This is a genomic window from Nocardioides sp. CCNWLW239 (assembly GCF_037137035.1).
Classification (GTDB): domain Bacteria; phylum Actinomycetota; class Actinomycetes; order Propionibacteriales; family Nocardioidaceae; genus Nocardioides.
In genome coordinates this window covers 470,795-489,544 of sequence record NZ_JBBBNW010000003.1, presented here as the reverse complement: position 1 = coordinate 489,544, position 18,750 = coordinate 470,795, and the positions used below count along the sequence as shown (strand labels likewise).

Annotated in this window: 16 protein-coding genes; 10 read left to right on the top strand and 6 right to left on the bottom strand. The window is 70.1% G+C overall.

Features of this window, described 5'->3' with window-relative positions; all coding sequences use genetic code 11:
• Positions 1–347: 347 nt before the first annotated feature.
• The 4 genes from WBG06_RS14155 to WBG06_RS14140 all read right to left on the bottom strand — a co-directional run bounded on the left by WBG06_RS14155 (position 348) and on the right by WBG06_RS14140 (position 4,837).
• Positions 348–1,067 carry a hypothetical protein gene (locus WBG06_RS14155; RefSeq protein WP_336737467.1) on the bottom strand — a complete coding sequence of 240 codons (720 nt, stop codon included), beginning with the start codon at positions 1,065–1,067 and terminating at the stop codon, positions 348–350.
• A 131-nt stretch (positions 1,068–1,198) separates the two neighbouring features.
• Entirely contained in the window at positions 1,199–3,187 is a 1,989-nt protein-coding gene (gene thrS, locus WBG06_RS14150; protein WP_336737466.1) for a threonine--tRNA ligase, read from the bottom strand.
• Positions 3,188–3,260: 73 nt separating this feature from the next.
• The gene (locus tag WBG06_RS14145) at positions 3,261–3,782 is read right to left on the bottom strand and encodes an endonuclease V (RefSeq protein ID WP_336737465.1); all 522 of its coding nucleotides are present in this window, start codon (positions 3,780–3,782) and stop codon (positions 3,261–3,263) included.
• 182 nt (positions 3,783–3,964) lie between these two features.
• Positions 3,965–4,837, bottom strand: a complete 873-nt coding sequence (locus tag WBG06_RS14140; protein ID WP_336737464.1) for a winged helix-turn-helix transcriptional regulator — start codon at positions 4,835–4,837, stop codon at positions 3,965–3,967.
• A gap of 104 nt (positions 4,838–4,941) precedes the next feature.
• Here WBG06_RS14140 and WBG06_RS14135 point away from each other — a divergent pair, with 104 nt between their 5' ends.
• The 10 genes from WBG06_RS14135 (at position 4,942) to WBG06_RS14090 (ending at position 16,926) form a co-directional block, all read left to right on the top strand.
• The gene (locus WBG06_RS14135) at positions 4,942–6,192 is read left to right on the top strand and encodes an MFS transporter (protein WP_336737463.1); all 1,251 of its coding nucleotides are present in this window, start codon (positions 4,942–4,944) and stop codon (positions 6,190–6,192) included.
• Positions 6,193–6,244: 52 nt separating this feature from the next.
• Positions 6,245–7,906 (top strand): penicillin-binding transpeptidase domain-containing protein, encoded by a 1,662-nt coding sequence (locus WBG06_RS14130; RefSeq protein ID WP_336737462.1) that lies wholly within the window; start codon positions 6,245–6,247, stop codon positions 7,904–7,906.
• Positions 7,907–7,968: 62 nt separating this feature from the next.
• Complete coding sequence (locus WBG06_RS14125; RefSeq protein WP_336737461.1) at positions 7,969–8,964, top strand: hypothetical protein; 996 nt, start codon at positions 7,969–7,971, stop codon at positions 8,962–8,964.
• Positions 8,965–8,980: 16 nt separating this feature from the next.
• Positions 8,981–10,135: a zinc-binding dehydrogenase gene (locus tag WBG06_RS14120; protein ID WP_336737460.1), complete on the top strand. Its 1,155-nt coding sequence runs from the start codon at positions 8,981–8,983 to the stop codon at positions 10,133–10,135.
• A gap of 159 nt (positions 10,136–10,294) precedes the next feature.
• Positions 10,295–11,593 (top strand): DEAD/DEAH box helicase, encoded by a 1,299-nt coding sequence (locus WBG06_RS14115; RefSeq protein ID WP_336737459.1) that lies wholly within the window; start codon positions 10,295–10,297, stop codon positions 11,591–11,593.
• 140 nt (positions 11,594–11,733) lie between these two features.
• Positions 11,734–13,107: a sensor histidine kinase gene (locus WBG06_RS14110; RefSeq protein ID WP_336737458.1), complete on the top strand. Its 1,374-nt coding sequence runs from the start codon at positions 11,734–11,736 to the stop codon at positions 13,105–13,107.
• Entirely contained in the window at positions 13,104–13,775 is a 672-nt protein-coding gene (locus WBG06_RS14105; protein WP_336737457.1) for a response regulator transcription factor, read from the top strand. Before WBG06_RS14110 ends, WBG06_RS14105 begins: the two co-directional genes overlap by 4 nt.
• Positions 13,776–13,861: 86 nt before the next feature.
• A complete protein-coding gene (locus tag WBG06_RS14100) occupies positions 13,862–14,743 on the top strand; it encodes an ABC transporter ATP-binding protein (RefSeq protein ID WP_336737455.1) in 882 nt (293 codons plus the stop codon).
• The gene (locus WBG06_RS14095; RefSeq protein ID WP_336737453.1) at positions 14,740–15,927 is read left to right on the top strand and encodes an ABC transporter permease; all 1,188 of its coding nucleotides are present in this window, start codon (positions 14,740–14,742) and stop codon (positions 15,925–15,927) included. Before WBG06_RS14100 ends, WBG06_RS14095 begins: the two co-directional genes overlap by 4 nt.
• A gap of 105 nt (positions 15,928–16,032) precedes the next feature.
• Positions 16,033–16,926: an SMP-30/gluconolactonase/LRE family protein gene (locus tag WBG06_RS14090; protein WP_336737451.1), complete on the top strand. Its 894-nt coding sequence runs from the start codon at positions 16,033–16,035 to the stop codon at positions 16,924–16,926.
• 8 nt (positions 16,927–16,934) lie between these two features.
• Here WBG06_RS14090 and WBG06_RS14085 read toward each other — a convergent pair whose 3' ends face one another.
• Positions 16,935–17,909: a lipid kinase gene (locus tag WBG06_RS14085; RefSeq protein ID WP_336738065.1), complete on the bottom strand. Its 975-nt coding sequence runs from the start codon at positions 17,907–17,909 to the stop codon at positions 16,935–16,937.
• A 75-nt stretch (positions 17,910–17,984) separates the two neighbouring features.
• A complete protein-coding gene (locus WBG06_RS14080; protein ID WP_336737449.1) occupies positions 17,985–18,743 on the bottom strand; it encodes an MOSC domain-containing protein in 759 nt (252 codons plus the stop codon).
• Between the last annotated feature and the right edge of the window lie 7 nt (positions 18,744–18,750).

The following is an 18,750-nucleotide window of genomic DNA, read 5'->3' as shown; positions in this document are numbered from 1 at the left end:
ACGATCGCTCCTTTGCACCAAGTGGGTTCAGCGTCGAACTGCTGGCTACGTGACCCACGTTACCCGGACACGTGTCTCGATAACAAGAGTACGCGCGACATGCCGTCACATTTAAAGGTGAGGCCCTCAGAGATCGTCGGCTCGCGGTACGTCAGGGCGGCCCCGACCGCCGGATGGACGTCGTCGCCGGGATCTCACCCGGCGCCCGGTTCACGGAGTACTGCCCGAGTACTGCCCGAGTAGCGGGCGACCACTTCGGCATGTGAATGCGGCGCGACACGCCGGAAGATCGGCGTGTCGTGGCTGGCGCGAGGCGTCCATGTGGCCGCCGTTCCGAGCTCGTACGGCTACGCCTCTGGGCTCGCTCCGTACAGGAGGTTCATCCTCTCGTGGATGTCCAGCGCGAGCCGCTCGGCGTCCACGGCGAGCTCCGGCTCGCCCGCGTCGCGAAGCCGCTCGGCACCGGCCGCGGCATACCACTGCCGGAGCCACTCGTTCGCCTCGTCGACAGCTTCGAGGATGTGGAGAACCTCGTAGCCGTGCGTCAGTTCCCAAAGCCAGCTCTTGCTGACCGCGACGAAGTGCTCGGTGGCAACCTCGCCGCGGGGCCAGGAGCCGAGCGCGGCGGCAAGATCGGCTGTCATCGTGGCGTACGCCTCAAAAGCTTCACGCACCCCATGATGCGGCTCACGGGTCGTCACGAGGTCGAGCCACCACGCCTCGATGAAACGTCTGATCGCGACGGACTCGCGCTTGCTCCAGGTGCGCCACGAACCACGAGCCAACGCGTGATGCTCCACATCGAAGAGGCTCAGGCTGCCATCAACCATCGCCTTGGCCATCTGCGGCAGGATTCTGCGAACCAGACCGTCATGGTCGTCCACCATGCCGGGCGCCTCATAGGTCACCGACGCCAGAAACTCTGGATGCAGCAACGCACCCGGCCGAGAAAGGTCGACCGCCCAGATCTCGGGGTAGCAGTGGAGACAGACGTTGTCGGCAGCGCAAGTCCGCCCACGGAACACCCGATCGACGTCAGCCAGAGCAGCCTGGAGCTCTGGGGTCACGCTACCTCCGGAATCGGTCACGGATGCTGGATCTCGACCCGCCCGTCGCTCCCGCTCGCAAGCTCGCGGAAGCGGGGCTCGCTCGATCTCTTCGCGTTGTGACCCTGCTCCTTCGTCGCAGGGTCACAGGCTCAGACCTGCTCGTGCGACTCCACGGCAGCCACGATCCGCTCGATGGCCTCGTCCACAGGGATGCCGTTCTCCTGGCGGCCGTCACGGTAGCGGAAGCTGACCGCGCCCTTGTCGACGTCCTCGCCGCCGGCGATCAGCATGAACGGGATCTTCTGGAGCTGGGCGTTGCGGATCTTCTTCTGGAAGCGGTCGCTCGACTCGTCCACCTCGACACGTACGCCGGCCTTCTTCAGCTTGCCGGCGATGTCGTAGACGTAGTCGTTGAACGCATCCGCGACCGGGATCATCTCCACCTGGACCGGGGCGAGCCACGGCGGCATCGCGCCGGCGTAGTGCTCGACGAGCACACCGAGGAACCGCTCGATGGACCCGAACTTCGCCGAGTGGATCATCACCGGCTGCTGCCGGGTGCCGTCGGCGGCCTGGTACTCCAGGTTGAACCGGTCGGCGGAGGGCTGGTTGAAGTCGTACTGCACCGTGCCCATCTGCCAGGTGCGGCCGATCGCGTCCTTGGCCTGGACGGAGATCTTCGGGCCGTAGAAGGCCGCGCCGCCCGGGTCGGGGACGAGGTCGAGGCCGGTCTCGGTGGCGACCTCCTCGAGGATCTTGGTCGCCTCGGCCCAGTCCTCGTCACTGCCCACGAACTTCTCCTTGTTGGAGTCGTCGCGGGTGGACAGCTCGAGGTAGAAGTCGTCGAGCCCGAAGTCCTTGAGCACGGTCAGCATGAAGTCCAGCAGGTGCTTGACCTCGGCCGGCGCCTGCTCCTTGGTGCAGTAGGAGTGGGAGTCGTCCTGGGCGAAGCCGCGCACCCGGGTGAGCCCGTGGATGACGCCCGACTTCTCGTTGCGGTAGACGGAGCCGAACTCGAACAGGCGCAGCGGCAGCTCGCGGTAGGAGCGCCCGCGGGAGCGGTAGATCAGGTTGTGCATCGGGCAGTTCATCGCCTTGAGGCGGTAGTCCTGGCCGTCCACGTCCAGCGCCGGGAACATGCCGTCGCCGTAGTAGGGCAGGTGGCCCGAGGTGTGGAAGAGCTGCTCGCGCGCGATGTGCGGGGTGCCGACGTACTCGAAGCCGTGCTCGATGTGCTTGGCGCGTACGTAGTCCTCCATCTCCCGCTTGATGATCCCGCCCTTGGGGTGGAAGACCGGGAGGCCCGAGCCGATCTCGTCCGGGAAGGAGAACAGGTCGAGCTCGCGGCCGAGCTTGCGGTGGTCGCGGCGCTCGGCCTCCTCGATGCGGGTCAGGTGGGCCTCGAGCGCCTCCTTGGACTCCCAGGCGGTGCCGTAGATGCGCTGGAGCTGCTTGTTCTTCTCGTCGCCTCGCCAGTACGCAGCCGCGCTGCGCATCAGCTTGAAGGCCGGGATCCGCTTGGTGGTGGGCAGGTGCGGGCCTCGGCAGAGGTCCTTCCACGCGACCTCGCCGTTGCGGTCGAGGTTGTCGTAGATGGTCAGCTCGCCGCCGCCGACCTCGGCGCTGGCGCCCTCGGCCGCGTCGGCCGCGGAGCCCTTGAGACCGATCAGCTCGAGCTTGTAGGGCTCGTCGGCCAGCTCGACGCGGGCGTCCTCGTCGGTGGTGACCCGGCGGGAGAACTTCTGGTTGGCCTTGATGATCTTCTTCATCCGGGACTCGATCTTGACTAGGTCCTCAGGCACGAACGGGGTCTCGACGTCGAAGTCGTAGTAGAACCCGTCGGTCACCGGCGGGCCGATGCCGAGCTTGGCCTCCGGGAAGAGCTCCTGCACGGCCTGAGCCATGACGTGCGCGGTCGAGTGGCGCAGGATGTTGTGCCCGTCGGCGGAGTCGATCAGAACGCCCTCGATCTCGTCACCGTCGACCAGCTCGTAGGCGAGGTCCTTCAGCTCCTCGCCCACCCGTGCGGCGATCACGTCGGGGTTGTCCGCGAAGAGCTCCCACGCCTTCGTGCCCGTAGTGACCGTCCGCTCCTCGCGCCCGTCGGGGGTGAGTACGGCGATCTTGATCTCGGACACGATCTCTCCTGTGGTCAGATTGGCTTTTCGGCCGTGTTCGGCAGACACCTGATCGTATCCGTCGCACTGACACCTAGTTCCAATCGGCAGGCGCCCTGCCGCGCGCCAGCCGGTCGACAAGCCTCAGCGCATCCGGGATCCGGGCGTCGCCGGCCATGACGCCAACAAGATCTGCGGCCTCCTCCTGGGTCATTCCCGCAGCGGTGACATAGAGGGGCTTGGCCGAGATACCCCGGAGAACCGGAGTCGCATGCGTGGCCGCACGGAACCGCGTCTTGGCGACCCCGATCACAGCCGCCGCGAGACCTGCCTCCCAGACATGTCGACCGAGGCCGGCGCGCCCGGCCGGGTCGAGGTCGACATACCCGTCGACGATGAGTACGTCGAGCGGGTTGGCAATCGCGAGGACGGCTTGGATCGCCGGGAGCTCGCGCTCATAGAAGCGGCCCGGTACGTAGTCGGCCACGTCGTCGAGACGGCTGGTGTGCTGCTCATCGATCGTCGCGAAGTCAGCGCTCGCGCTCACCAGGAGTGCCGCGTGCGCTCCGCCGACAGCTGGGTAGTCGACGTCAGTCGCGCCGAATCGGGTGCCCACGGACCGCAGGATAGTGCGGCCCCTTCGTCCGGCAGCACGAGCCCGAACACGCATGCCATCCGGACGGCAGCAACGAGGAGATCGGGCATCTACCGACACAGCAGGATCCCTCGTCATCCTTGCCAGGCCGGGGCACCCGACCGGTGTCAACGTCCGGTCGCCATCGGTGCACGGTTCGACGGTCATCCACCTCGTCGCGCCCGGGCGACGACCTCGACCATCTCGTCCACGGAACCAGCAGGGTCGGTGACCGGCGCCTGCACGTGAGCGACGATCCCTTCGGGGTCGACGAGCAGGGTCGTACGTTTGAGCCGGTCGCTGCCGCCCGCGCGGAACACGGGCAGCCGCAGCGCCGAAGCGGCGCGGCCGTCGGCGTCGGAGAGCAGCGGGTACGGCAGGTCCGCCCATTCGTGGAACGCGGCGAGCTGGTCGGGGCGCTGGGTGCTCACGCCGAGGACTCGTCCACCTCCGAGATCATCGTGACGGGCCGCGTACGTCCGGCACTCCAGCGTGCACCCCCGGGTGCCGGGGATGTCGCTCCAGCCCGGCGGATATCCGTGCGACTCGGGCGCGTACGCGCCGGGGAACGCGAACACGACCGTCCACTCCCCCGGCACCCACAACGACACCTCGGATCCGTCGTGGGCGGTGAGGGCGAGCTCGGGGACTCGGGTGCCCACCAGGGCGTGGACCCTCTGGAGCTCGGCGCCCAGCGGGTCGCCGGTGAGCTCACCGTCGCCGAGCAGGTGCTGGGTGCCCCACTCCTGGAGCGCGACCAGCACCGGCAGCAGCGCCTCGCCGCGTGCGGTGAGCCGGTAGTCGTGCCGGGGCGGACGCTCGGAGTAGGCGATCTTCGCCAGCACACCGTCTGCGACCAGAGCCGCCAGCCGCTCAGCCAGGGCACGCCTGCTGAGGCCGAGCGCGCGGTGGAAACCCTCGAAACGGGTGACACCCGCGGCAGCCTCACGGACGACCAGCAGGCTCTGCCAGTCACCGATCACGCCGAGCGCCTGCGCGATCCCGCAGTCCGCGTCGCTCAGATCCTCACGTCGCATGTGGCCATCTTGTCGTCTCGTCGGTATCCCGTTGCCTCGCGACTCCGGGACCTGCCACACTACGCTGGTCAGTTTCATTTTGGAACTCACTCGAAGGAGCGACTGTGACCGACACCCGGACGAGCAGCCCGGACGCGACCGCCGCGTCGGGCGTACGCCAGTTCTGGCTGTTCTGGGGCGCCAGCGCGACCAGCGGGATGGGCAGCGCGGTCACCAAGATCGCGCTGCCGCTGGTCGCCGTCACCGCCCTTGACGCCGGGCCGCTGCAGACCGGGGTGCTCGCGGCCGCCACGTACACCGCCTGGATCGTGCTGGGCCTGCCGGCAGGGCCGATCGTCGGGCGGCTGCCGCTGCGCGGGCTGCAGATCTGGTGCGACCTGATCCGGGCGGGCGCGCTCGTCACGGTGCCGCTGGCATGGTGGACCGGCCATCTCGGCTTCACCCATCTCGTCGTGGTGGCGCTGCTGCTCAACGCCGCCGAGGTGCTCTTCTTCGCCGCGAACACCACCTTCCTGCCGTCGGTGGTTCCGCGCGAGCAGCTCACCTCGCGCAACTCGCTGATGTCGGGCACGCACGCGGTCACCGATCTCGGGGGACCGTCTCTGGGCGGCGCGCTGGTGCAGCTGTTCGGGCCCGCGACCGCCCTGCTGACCGACGCCGTGAGCTATCTGGTCTCCGCGATCCTCCTCCGGCAGCTGCCCGAGCGGCGCCAGCCCGCCGCCACGACCGGGACGATCCGGGCCCAGATCGCCGAGGGCTGGCGGTTCGTGACCCGGCATCCGGTGATGGGTCCGGCGATGTGGTGGGCGACCTCGATCAATCTGGTCTGCGGCGCCCAGCTCGCCCTGTTCACGGTCTATCTGGTGCGTGAGCTGGATGCCCCGCCGGCGGTCGTCGGCCTGCTGCTCGCCTTCGAGGGCGTCGGTGCGCTCATGGCCGCCGCGGCGACCCCGTGGCTGGTCAGACGGTTCGGGTCCGCCCGGATCGTGCTGGCCGACGGCGTCGTCGGCTTCCTCACCTCCCTCCTGATCCCGATCGGCAGCGGCCACTGGGGCTGGGCGTGCTTCGCCATCGGCAACCTGCTCTTCGCCGCCTCCGTCGTGCCCGGCAGCGTGGTGACACGCACCTATCGTCAGGTCGCCAGCCCACCCGAGATGCTCTCCCGGGTGATGGCGACCGTGCGGTTCGTCTCCTGGGGCGCCATCCCGGTCGGTGGCCTGCTGGCCGGTGCCGCCGCCGAGGCGTTCGGGACCCGGGAGGTTCTGTTCGCCGTCGCCGTCGTGTGCCTGGCCGGTCCTGTCATCGTCTGGTTCAGCCCGATCCGCCACCTCCGCGATCTCGAGGACCACGAGTAACAGTCTTCCCGTTCACGCCTGCCCGAAGCGGCTCCATCACTAGGTTTCGCCCATGTTCTTCGAGTCGATGGATGCCTACGATCCCGCCGAGCCGAAGCGGCGGGCGTCGCTCGGCTTCGTCCTCGGCGGTCTCGTGCTCCTGGTTCTGATCGGGATCGGGTTCTACCTCGTCCTACGACCGGGCAGCCCCGACGGGGTCTACGACGCCGACGACGCCGCGGAGACCGCCCCCTCGCGGGAGGTCGCGAACGCGACCGCGCGGGAGTTCCTCGACTCCTGGACTGCCGGGCACTATCAGGAGGCGGGCGCACTCACCGACGCACCGGCCTCGGCGGCCGACGCCCTTCGAGCACACGCCGATGGGATCGGCGTGGTCACGATCGCGTTCGACGAGGTCGCGGTCGGCTCCACCACTGAGTCCGCCACCGAGGTCACCTTCCACGTGACGACGAAGCTCGAGGAGGGCCCCTGGAGCTACGACGGGTCTCTCGACGTCGTCCAGGATCGCGAGGGCGATGCGGCCGTACGCTGGTCCCACGCCGTCCTCCACCCGGCCCTCGCCGACCCTGCCGCAGAGGGCCTGGTCGCCGGAGACCTGCCGGGCGAGGAGAGTGCCGTCAAGGTCACCGCGGCGGACGGGAAGACCGACCTGAGGACGTACGCCTCGATGAACGACATCGCGGCCACGATCCGGGACCACTCGGACGCCGACAACGGCCGCCCGGCCCGCGGGATCCGGGTCGACGGTGTCGAAGGGCCGTTGAAGACGCTGCACGTGTTCACGGAGGAACGCAGCCCGACCGTCCGGACCACCATCGACCCGCGCCTCCAGCAGGCGGCCGAGCAGGCTGTCCGCAACCCCGCGCGCGGCGGCGACAGCGCCGGCGTGGTGGCTCTCGACCCGGAGACCGGCCACATCCTGGCCATCGCCTACTCCGGGTCGGAGGGCAACATCGCGATCAACGCGGTCAAGGCGCCGGGGTCGACGATGAAGATCATCAGCGCCGCCGCGCTCTTCGACCTCGCGGGGCTCACCCCGGCTAGCTCAGCACCCTGCCCGGCCTCGGTGCTGGCGCGCGGGCAGACGTTCGGGAACGACGACGGCGTGCGGCCTGACGAGTCGATGACCCTCGCCGAGGCGTTCCGGGTCTCGTGCAACACCGCCTTCATCAAGGACGGGTTCAACCACCTCGTCAACGACGGGGACGCCTCCGCGTTGCACCGCGAGGCGACCGAGGTCTTCGGGATGGGCTCGTGGTCGATCGGCGGAGGCATCGGCACCCGCGACCCGAGCATCCCGCCCGAGGTGACCGGCGGCGACCAGGCGGCCCAGTTCATCGGGCAGGGCAAGGTCACCGCCACGCCGCTCTTCCTGGCGTCGGTGGCCGCGACCGTACGCGCCGGCGAGTTCCATCAGCCGATCATCCTGCCCGGCACCCGGCAGGTGCCGGCGCCGCGGCCGATCACCCCGCAGACCGCCGGCTGGCTCCGCGACCTGATGCGGACCGCCGCCACCAGCGGCACCGCCGCGGAGCGCCTGGGCGACCTTCCCGGTGTCGGTGCCAAGACCGGCACCGCGGAGGAGGCCGACCACGCCAACGGCTGGCTCACGGCGTACGACGATCGGGTCGCGGTGGCCGCGCTGGTCACCGGCGGCGCTTCCGGGGCGGACACGGCCGGAGTCATCGTGCGTAGCCTGCTGACCGCCCGGTGAGGCGGATCTGGCATACCCCGATAGGCTTTGCACTCGATCGTCCACCGCCTCCGAAAGAGCTCGTGACCCCCACCACCGGCCCCAAGTCCCGTCTCATCGATCCCTCCCGCCGGATCGTCCGGCTGAAACGGCGTACGTCGGTCGCCGTCGCGCTCATCACCCTCGGCCTCGGCGCGCTGGCGATGTTCCTCCCCGCCACCGTCGTGGCGCAGCGGGCCGCCGACCGTTGGAACAGTGGGCAGTGGGCGGAGGTGAGCGTGGTGGAGCGGTGCGAGTTCGACGGCGGCACCGGCGAGATCCTCTCCTGCCAGGGCCGGTGGCGGGTCGAGGGCGAGCAGGTCACCGGGAGCATCCACGGCACCCTGCGCGACATCGGCCGCGACCCCGACCCGTCGAAGGCGACCTTCCGGATGTGGGTCGTCGGCTCCGACGCCTATGGGGAGCATGCGATCAACCCGTGGCCGGCCCGCATCATCGGGATGGGGCTCGACCCGGTGCTCTGGGGCGGGATCGCGCTCACCGTGCTCGGGCTGGTGGTGCTGCCGACGCGGCGGGCGTGGCTGCGTACGCCGGGCGAGGAGGCGCTCACCGAGGATCTCGGCATCCGGCTGAGCACCCATCCGGCGCACGGCCGGGCGTGGCTGGTGCCCGTCGGGCTCGTCGTCGGGCCGGCGCTCATCGGGTTCGGCGCCTGGATCGCCACCCGGCCACACCTGCCGACCGTGATCATGATCGGCGGCTGCCTGGTCGCGCTGACCGGGCTCATCACCGGGTTCCGGCTGACCTGGCTCGGGCTGCAGCGCCCGGTCGCGGTGGACCTCGGGCTCTACGACGGCGGAATCGTCCTGGAGTACGCCCGCCACACCGACGTCGTCCTCTGGGAGGACGTGACCAGCATCGACACCGGTGTGATCGACGAGCGCAAGGCCAACCCGCGCATCGACGTCACCCTGCACCTGGTCACCGGCACGACGTTGCGCCTGCCGCGTGTCGACCACCAGCACTCGTTCACCGCTCACCTGCACCGGATCGGCTCCGGATCGAGGCCGACGGGGTGAGGTAGCGTCGGCCCCGATGACTCAGATGCGCGCAACCGTGGTCCATGACGGCGAGTTCTCGGTGCGGTCGGTGCCGCGTCCGGAGCCCGGGCCGGGGCAAGTGCTGATCAAGGTGCTGCGCGCCGGGATCTGCGGCTCCGACCTGCACGTGCGCGAGCACTGCGAGGAGCTCAACGAGGTCGTCACCGAGATCGGCTACACCACCGCGATGACCTCGGACCAGGAGATCGTGCTGGGTCACGAGATCCTGGGTTCGGTGGTGTCCTACGGCCCGGAGACCCGGGGCCGCTGGGCGCCGGGGACCGCGGTGACGGCGCTGCCGGTGCTGCGTACGGACGGGGCGATCCACATGGTCGGCTTCGACGTCGACTCCCCCGGCGGCTTCGCGGAGTACACGGTCGTCCAGGAGGCGTTCACCTTCCCGGTGCCCGACGACGTCGAGCCCGACCGCGCGGTCTTCACCGAGCCGCTGGCCGTCGCCTTCCATGCCGTACGCCGCGGAGCGGTCTCCGCACGTCGCCCGGCCGTGGTCATCGGCTGCGGCCCGATCGGACTGGCCGTCATCCTCATGCTCAAGGCGCAGGGCGTGAAGACGGTGGTCGCCTCCGACCTCTCCCCCGCACGCCGCGCGCTGGCGGTGCAGTGCGGCGCCGACGTGGTCGTCGACCCGCGCGAGTCCTCGCCGTGGGACGCCTACAAGCAGCGCGGCCCGGTGAAGTCGCTGACCGACTACCTCGGGTTCGGGATCGACGCGATGCAGGTCGTGCGCCGGATCCCGCTGCTGCCCTGGGAGACGGTGCTGCTCAACGCCGACCGTCTTGGGCAGTCGCCGGCCGGCCCCGTGGTCTTCGAGTGCGTCGGGGTGCCCGGGATGCTCGAGCAGATCATGACGGCCGCGCCGCTGCACACCCGGGTGGTCGTGGTCGGGGTGTGCATGGAGCCGGACACGATCCGGCCGGCGATCGCGATCCACAAGGAGATCGACCTGAGGTTCGTGTTCGGCTACGACCCCGCGGAGTTCGCGCGCACGCTGGAGCTGATCGCCGGCGGGAAGGTCGACCCGTCGCCGCTGCACACCGGAACCGTCGGTCTCGACGGTGTCGCCCAGGCGTTCTCGGACCTGGCCGACCCGGAGACGCACGCGAAGATCCTCGTCGATCCCTGGGCGTGACCGACCCCACGCTCCCAGGATGGTGGTCCACAGGTCACCTACCCGTAGTATCTATCGCAACAGCGGCCCGTTCCGGTCTTGCCCCCGGCCGCTCTCGCCGAATCTCGGACTCGGTCACTCATTATGGCGAGACACCTCGCTTGAAAAGTTGACTTCCCCTTGTCTCAGCAGAGCTTCCGCGCGCTCGGCGTGCCCGCAGACCTCACCGCCGTCCTCGACCACCACGGCATCACCACTCCCACTCCGATCCAGGCCGCGACGCTGCCGGACTCGCTCGCCGGCCGCGATGTGCTCGGCCGTGGGCGGACCGGGTCGGGCAAGACGTACGCCTTCCTGATCCCGCTGGTCGCCCGCCTCTCGGGCGGTCCCACGGCGAAGTCGGGCAAGCCGCGTGCGCTCGTGCTCGCGCCGACCCGTGAGCTGGTCCGCCAGATCGAGGAGTCGCTGCGTCCGCTCGCCGCGGAAGCCGGCCTGAGCGTGCAGACCGTCTTCGGTGGTGTCGGCCAGAACCCGCAGGTCATCGGCCTGCGCAAGGGTGCCGACGTCGTCCTCGCCTGCCCCGGCCGGCTCGAGGACCTGATCGCGCAGCGGCACGCCGACCTGTCCTCGATCGAGGTCACCGTCCTGGACGAGGCCGACCACATGGCCGACCTCGGCTTCCTGCCCGCCGTGCGCAGGCTCCTGACGATGACGCCGAAGGGCAGCCAGCGCCTCCTGTTCAGCGCGACGCTCGACAAGGGTGTCAACGTGCTGGTCAAGCAGTTCCTCCAGCAGCCGGTCGTCCACGAGGCCGACTCCGCGCAGTCGCCGGTGGCCGAGATGGAGCACCACGTGCTCCACCTCTCCGCCCGCGAGCACCGCATCCCGGTGCTCGCCGACCTGGCCGCCGCCCCGGGCCGCACCGTCGTGTTCACCCGCACCAAGCACGGCGCCAAGGGCGTTGCCCGTCAGCTCGGCCGCGCCGGCATCCCGGCCGTCGAGCTCCACGGCGACCTCTCCCAGAACGCCCGCGTACGCAACCTGGAGGCCTTCCACTCCGGTCGGGCGACCACCCTCGTGGCCACCGACATCGCTGCCCGCGGCATCCACGTCGACGACGTCACCCTCGTCGTCCACGCCGACCCGCCCGCCGAGCACAAGGCCTACCTGCACCGCTCCGGCCGCACGGCCCGTGCGGGTGCCTCCGGCACCGTCGTGACCCTGATGCTGCCCGACCAGGTCAAGGACGTACGCACCCTGACCCGCGCAGCCGGCATCAAGCCGACCACCACGCGGCTCGACGGCCCCAGCCACCCGATCCTCGTCGAGCTGGCTCCGGGCGAGCGCAACCACCCCGGCCCGTTCGTCCCGGTCGTCACCCAGCCTCCCCGCCGCCCCGCCGGCGAGGGCACCGGCAACCGGAAGAGCCGTCCCGGCTCGCGCGCCCGCAAGCGCCAGCGCTCCGCCGGCTCCCGCTGACAAACGGGTAGTCCGGTAGCCACCTGCCTATTACCGGCCGGTATTCAGGCAGTTCGCTCCCGGACTACCCCGCCAGCCATCTGCCCGATCTCCGACTCCAGGCTGAGGACCGCGCCCGGTCCGGCAACTAGGGTGACCGGGTGACTGTGCATGACAGCGCCGGCTCCCCCGGCCGGCTGGCGACCTTCTTCGCGACCGACGACGACTGGGAGCGCGAGGGCTCGATCACGCTGGGCGACTGGCTGGTCGGCGCGGTGGTGCTGGTCGCGAGCCTGGTCACGCTGGAGCTGATCCGCGGGGTCGGCACGCTCGACTCCAGTGACGCGCCGACCTGGGTCGAGTGGACGGCAGTGTTCATCGGTGCGGCGCTGCTCGTCTTCCGACGGCGCTTCCCGCTCACGATCGCGCTCCTGGCCGGGCTCCACATGTTCGTGACCGGGGTGTGGCTGCCGACCGTGATGGGCCTGCTGCCCATGCAGATCATCTACTTCGTCGCCTTCTTCGCGGGTGCGGCCTGGGCACGACGGCGGCGGGACATGGTCGTCGTGATGGGGCTGATCACCCTGTTCATGTTCGCCTGGCTCTCCTGGCAGTTCGCGGTCGGCAGCGGCATCGACGAGATCCGCGAGGCGACCGCCGATGCGGAAGGCTCCGAGCTCGTCGGCCCGGTGACCGCCTACGTGCTGCTCACCACCTTGATGAACCTGCTCTACTTCGCCGGCGCGATCGTCGGCGGCCAGGTCGCCTGGCGCGGGGCACGGCAGAAGGCCGAGCTCGCCGAGCAGGCCGCGACCATCGCGGCTCAGTCCGAGCAGCTCCAGCGCCGCGCCGTCATCGACGAGCGCCTGCGCATCGCCCGCGAGCTGCACGACGTCGTCGCCCACCATGTGGCGGTCGTCGGCGTCCAGGCCGCCGCCGGCCGCAAGCTGCTCGAACGCGGCCGCCCCGAGGACATCACCGGCGCCGCCGAGGCGCTCGGCAACGTCGAGGACTCCGCGCGAGAAGCCGTCACCCAGATGCGCTCTCTGCTCGGCACCCTGCGCGACCCGGCCGGTGACGCAGACACGGCTGGGACCGACGTACGCCATCCGGAGCCGCGCCTGACGGACCTGCCCGCGCTTCTGGACGAGGTGCGCGAGAGTGGGTTGCGGGTCGACTACGAGGCGGTCGGGCCCGTCGAGGAGCTGCCGGCCCCGCTGGCGCACTCGGTCTACCGGATCGTCCAGGAGGCGCTGGCCAACGTACGCCGCCACTCCACCGCCGACCGCGCCCAGGTCGTCCTCCGGGTCGACCGGACCGCGGCCGCGCCGTACGCCGAGGTGGAGATCACCGACAACGGCCGCCCGCGGCACGGCACCTCGGGCAGCGGGCTGGGCCTGCTCGGCGTACGCGAACGAGCGGCCGTGCGGAAGGCGGAGGTCGACATCGGGCCGAGGGCCGTGCAGGGGTTCCGGGTGCGGGTGCGGTTCCCGCTCGACTCTCCCGTCCGGGTGACGACGGGAGCGAGCCGATGATCCGCGTGCTGATCGCCGACGACCAACAGCTGGTCCGCTCAGGCTTCCGGCTCATCCTCTCGATGGAGGACGACATCGAGGTGGTCGGCGAGGCCTCCGACGGCGCCGATGCGATCGCCAAAGCCCGCGACCTGCGGCCCGACGTGGTGCTGATGGACGTGCAGATGCCCGGCACCGACGGGATCGAGGCGACGCGTACGGTGGTGGCCGAGGGGCACGCCAAGGTGATCATCCTGACCACCTTCGACCGCGACGACTACCTCTTCGATGCGCTCGCCGCCGGGGCGAGCGGGTTCCTGCTCAAGAACGCCGACCCCGACTCGCTGGCCGAGGCGGTGCGGGCCGCGGCCGACGGCCACGCGCTGCTCGCGCCGGAGGTCACGATGCGCGTGATCGGGCGGGTGACCAGGGACAACGCGCCCTCGGCGCCGCAGCCGAAGCCGCCCAAGGAGCTCGACCTGCTCACCGCCCGTGAGCACGAGGTGCTGCTGCTCATCGGCGAGGGACTGAGCAACAACGAGATCGCCCGCCGGCTCTTCCTGACCGAGGCGACCGTGAAGACCCATGTCTCGGCGTGCCTGGCCAAGCTGCAGCTGCGCGACCGGGTGCAGACCGTCGTCTTCATCCACCGTCACGGGCTGCTGCCCGCGGGCCCGCCCAACGGGTGAGGACGGGTTCATCCTCGCGACGGATCCGAGGGGCGCTGCACTGAAATAGCGTGGGCCCTGTTCGTTTCCGACGTAGAGGAGTTTCGATGCTCGAGGTCAGCGGGTTGACCCGCCGCTTCGGCGACATGGTCGCCGTCGACGACGTGTCCTTCCCGGTCCCCTCCGGTGGTCTCACCGGGTTCGTGGGCGGCAACGGTGCCGGCAAGACCACCACCATGAGGATGATCATGGGGGTGCTGGCCGCGCACGCCGGCACGGTCTCCTGGCAGGGCCACCAGGTCACCCGTGAGGACCGGCGCCGGTTCGGCTACATGCCGGAGGAGCGCGGTCTCTACCCGAAGCAGCCGATCCTGGACCAGTTGGTCTACCTGGCTCGGCTCCGCGGCATGTCCACCGCCGACGCACGCCAGGAGATCACGGCCCTGCTCGAGCGCTTCGGCCTCGGCGCGCGCACGAAGGACCCGCTGGAGAAGCTCTCCCTCGGCAACCAGCAGCGCGTCCAGATCATCGCCGCCCTCGTCCCCGCGCCGATGGCGCTGATTCTCGACGAGCCCTTCTCCGGTCTCGATCCCGACGCCATCGACGCGATGGCCGACCTGCTGCGCGAGCACGCCCGCGACGGCGTACCCGTTGTGTTCTCGTCTCACCAGCTCGACCTCGTCGACCGGCTGTGCGACCGGCTCGTCGTGATGGCCCGTGGCCGTGTGGTCACCCAGGGGACGGGTGAGGAGCTGCGCGCCGACGCCGCGCTCCGCTATCGGCTCGTGCTCGACGGCGACGCCGGCTGGGTACGCGACCTGCCGGGCCTCCACGTCCGCGACGTCGCCGGCCCCGAGGCCGAGATCGAGGTCGTCTCCCCCGGCGCCGAGCAGAAGCTGCTCGTCGAGGCCACCTCCCGCGGCAGCGTGCTCGACTTCCACCGCGTCGTACCCCGCCTGTCCGAGATCTACCGGGAGGTCACCGCGTGACGACTCGCAAGCCCCAGAGCCAGCCCGTGTGGCAGATCGTGGCCCGCCGCGAGATCACGGTCCGCGCCACCGACAAGTCCACCCTGATCGGCACCGCCGTCATGCTCGCGGTGATCGTGGGCGTGCTCGGCTTCACCGCCTGGAGCGAGAGCCGGGAGAAGACCTACGATCTCGCCTACTCCTCCTCGGCCTCGCAGGCGATGATCGAGGGCATCGCCGGGCGGGCCGGTGACATCGACGAGAAGGTGAGCGTCGAGCCGGTCGAGGTCGCCGACGATGACGCCGCCCGGCAGGCGCTGGAGGAGGAGCAGGTCGACGCGTACCTGCGGGAGACCTCGGACGGGTGGACCCTGGTCAGCCTCGACGAGGCCGACTCCGACCTGCGCGACGTGGTCGACCAGGCGATCCAGGAGATCGTCCTCGCCGGCAACGCTCAGGCGGCCGGCAGCTCGGCGGACGAGCTCACCGCGGGATCGCAGGTCACGTTCGACCAGATCGAGGGTGACAGCGAGCTGAGCGCCATTCGGTGGATCGTCGGCTATGCCCTCGCGATCGTCTTCTACTTCGCCTCGATCATGTTCGGCATGACGCTGGCCAACAGCGTCGTGGAGGAGAAGCAGTCGCGGATCGTGGAGATGATCGCCGCTGCCGTGCCGCTGCGCGAGCTGCTCGCCGGCAAGATCATCGGCAACGCCGTCATCGCCGTCGGGCAGATGCTCATCTACGTGGCCGTCGGACTGATCGGGCTGAGCCTGACCGACTTCAGCTTCGCGCTACCGGCGCTCTCGGGCGCGATCGGCTGGTTCGTGGTCTTCTTCCTGATCGGGTTCGTGGTGCTCTCCACGCTGTGGGCGGTCGCCGGCGCGCTCGCCTCACGCACCGAGGACCTGCAGTCCTCCTCCACCCCGATCACGATGCTGCTCATGGTGATGTTCTTCGGCGCCCTCTACCTCGACGGCACGGGCGAGGTGATCGGTTCCTACATCCCGCCCCTGTCGGCGGTCCTGATGCCGATGCGCCTGGTCGACGGCACTGCCGCGTGGTGGGAGCCGATCATCGCCGTGGTCCTGCTGCTCGCCTTCGGGGTCGCGCTCGTACGCCTCGCCGAGCGGCTCTACAGCCGGGCCCTGCTCCAGACCGGCGGCCAGCTCTCCCTGAAGGCGGCCTGGCGGCTGGAGGAGTGAGTCTCCGGCTCAGGCCGAAACGAATTTTCGTTCGCCGAGACAAAACCGGGCCGGAAAGGCCAGGGTGTTCGGGAGACCTGTCACCGTCGACCGGAGGAGCCCAGCATGGCCCGAGAGATCAACACCATCGTGACGGACCTGCACTACCTGGAGTGCCCGCGGTGGCACCAGGACCGGATCTGGTTCGTGGACTTCTACTCCTACAAGGTCTACTCGGCCCGCGAGGACGGGTCGGACCTCACCGTGGAGGCCGAGGTGCCGGGTCAGCCCTCCGGGCTGGGCTGGCTCCCCGACGGCCACCTCCTGGTCGTCTCGATGAACGACCGGCGGATCCTGCGCCGCGAGTCCGACGGATCGCTGGTCACCCATGCCGACCTCAGCGGCCATGTCGTCCACCACCTCAACGACATGGTGGTGGACGAGCAGGGCCGGGCGTACGTGGGGAACTTCGGCTTCGACATCATGGCCGGCGCCGACGTGGCGCCGACCGTGCTGCTGCGGGTCGACCCGAACGGGACGGTGGCCGAGGTCGCCGACGACCTGTGGTTCCCCAACGGCAGCGTGATCACCGACGATGGCACGCTCATCGTCGACGAGACCTGCGGCAACCGGATCAGCGCGTTCGACATCGCCGCGGACGGGTCGCTGACCAACCGGCGCATCTGGGCGAAGTTCGGCGAGCTCACCACGCACACCGTGTTCGCGGAGGCGATGGGTGACGCCGTCCTGGCCCCCGACGGCTGCTGCCTGGACGCCGAGGGGGCGGTGTGGACCGCTGACGCGATCTTCGGGCGGCTGGTCAGGGTCGCCGAGGGCGGCGAGATCCTCGAGCAGATCGAGGTGGGCGGCGGCGTCTTCGCGTGCATGCTGGGCGGCAGCGACGGGAGGACGTTGTACGCCTGTGCCGCGCCCGACTTCTTCGAGGAGCCGCGCAAGGCCAACACCGAGGCCCGGTTGCTGGCCATTCGGGTCGACGTGCCGAGGGCCGGGCGACCCTAGGGTCCGGTCTACGCCTCGGTCCGCTCGTCGCTGGCGTCCGGCGGCGGGCCGTCGAGACGGCCGGCGCGACTGCGCATCGGCACGGCGACGTGGATGGCGTTGCTCTCGAGCGTGAAGTCGGCCGGCGTCTCGGTGAGGATCTCTCCGTCGAGGTTGATGGGCATCGGCTCCTCGGTCGTGATCCGCACCGCGCGGGTGGTGGCGTGGTGCACCTGCTCGTGCTCGACGAAGTGGCCGCTCTTCAGCAGGCGGGCGATGGAGACGTGGTCGCTCAGCTTTCCTCGCACGATCGCGTAGACGTCGAGGAGGTCGTCGTCGACCGAGGCGTTGGGCGAGACGGTGTTGCCGCCGCCGTAGTGGCGGCCGTTGCCGACGGCGACCTGGAGCAGATCCTCGAACTCGACCGTCTCGTGGTCGCCCTCCGGGAACTCCAGGCGTGCGGTGAAGGGGGTGTGATCGCGGTAGGCCTTCAGCGTTGCGACCGGGTAGGCCGCAGGCCCGATCAACTTCTTCATCCCCGGGCTCAGCGCCTCGGTCACCGCGACGGAGAGACCGAAGGAAGCCACGTTGAGATAGGCGTGGCCGTTTGCCCTGCCGACATCGACGTTGATGACCTTGCCCTCGAGCAGCTGCTCGATCGCAGCCTCCGGCTCGAGTTCCATCTCGAGCGTGCGGGCGAAGTCGTTGGCGGTGCCGAGCGGGATGACGGCGAGTACGACATCGGTGTGGGCGACGCGGCCGGCGGCGGCACTCACCGATCCGTCACCGCCGCCGATGACCAACAGGTCCGGCTTCCCGGCGGCCACCTCGTCCAGCGCGGCCTCGAGCTCCTCCCCCGAGTGGACTGCGTAGGAGCGGACATCCTCGATCCCGACGGACCGAAACTTCTCCTCCAAGGATTCCAGCGCGTCCTCTCCCCGGCGGGAGCCCGCGTTGACGACGAGGGCGACCTTCACGGAGTCGCGCGACAGCAGCGATTGCATATCCACATCTGGAGCGTACGCACCGCACCCAGGCCGCACCGGCGGATGCCTGCCTTCAACCGGTCATTATCCCGCTCAGCCGACGATCCCCTGCCGGACGACCTCGGCGAAGACCCCGAACGCCGGCTCGCCGGCACGGTTGAGCGGGCGATGGGCGGCGAGCCCCTTCAGCAGGCGTACGTCGCGCTCCCCCGTCTCCGGATGGAGGTCGATGACGGCGCAGCGCGGGATGGGTGCGCCGATCCGGAGCGTCGCCCGACCGACCCGGACCTCCCGGCCGAGCCAGGTGTCCTCGGCGTAGGGCTCGTCGGTGTCGACCACCAGGGTCGGCCGGAACCGAGCCGCGTCCAGGACCTCGACGCCGGACCGCGCGGCGAGGTCGCGCAGCGAGCCCGTGGTCACCACCGAGACCGACCCGGCGAAGACGACGTCTCCGCGGCCGGCACGTGCCAGCCGCACCGGTCGGCCGAGCCACCTCGAGAACAGGTCGGAGTGAGGCCCCTCGACCAGCTCCAGCTCGACCTCGCGGCCCCAGTAGTCGCAGGTGATCCTCTCGCCCGTCGACACGGGCTCCGCCGAGGCGGTCTCGCCGTCGGGCAGCTCCACGTCGAGCCGGTCGCCCGCGAGCTCGGCCCGCACGGCCACCAGCGACGGGTTCTGGACGGTCCGCAGCACCCTCCCGCGGGCCGGCTCCTCGGGGTCCACCGACACCAGGGCGAGCCCGCGGTCGCCGACGGCGCCCCGGGCGTCGAGCTCCACCCGTTCGTAGGCCAGGTGCCTGGTCCCCTTGATCGGCGCGAACCCCGCGCGCACGACCTTCAGCTCATCGGTCACTGTCCCA

Excerpts from the sequence above, each read along its gene's own strand:
- WBG06_RS14105 (WP_336737457.1), top strand. The coding sequence starts at position 13,104 with ATGATCCGCGTGCTGATCGCCGACGACCAACAGCTGGTCCGCTCAGGC.
- WBG06_RS14100 (WP_336737455.1), top strand. The coding sequence starts at position 13,862 with ATGCTCGAGGTCAGCGGGTTGACCCGCCGCTTCGGCGACATGGTCGCC.
- WBG06_RS14130 (WP_336737462.1), top strand. The coding sequence starts at position 6,245 with ATGTTCTTCGAGTCGATGGATGCCTACGATCCCGCCGAGCCGAAGCGG.
- WBG06_RS14140 (WP_336737464.1), bottom strand. The coding sequence starts at position 4,837 with ATGCGACGTGAGGATCTGAGCGACGCGGACTGCGGGATCGCGCAGGCG.
- WBG06_RS14120 (WP_336737460.1), top strand. The coding sequence starts at position 8,981 with ATGACTCAGATGCGCGCAACCGTGGTCCATGACGGCGAGTTCTCGGTG.
- WBG06_RS14085 (WP_336738065.1), bottom strand. The coding sequence starts at position 17,909 with ATGCAATCGCTGCTGTCGCGCGACTCCGTGAAGGTCGCCCTCGTCGTC.
- WBG06_RS14090 (WP_336737451.1), top strand. The coding sequence starts at position 16,033 with ATGGCCCGAGAGATCAACACCATCGTGACGGACCTGCACTACCTGGAG.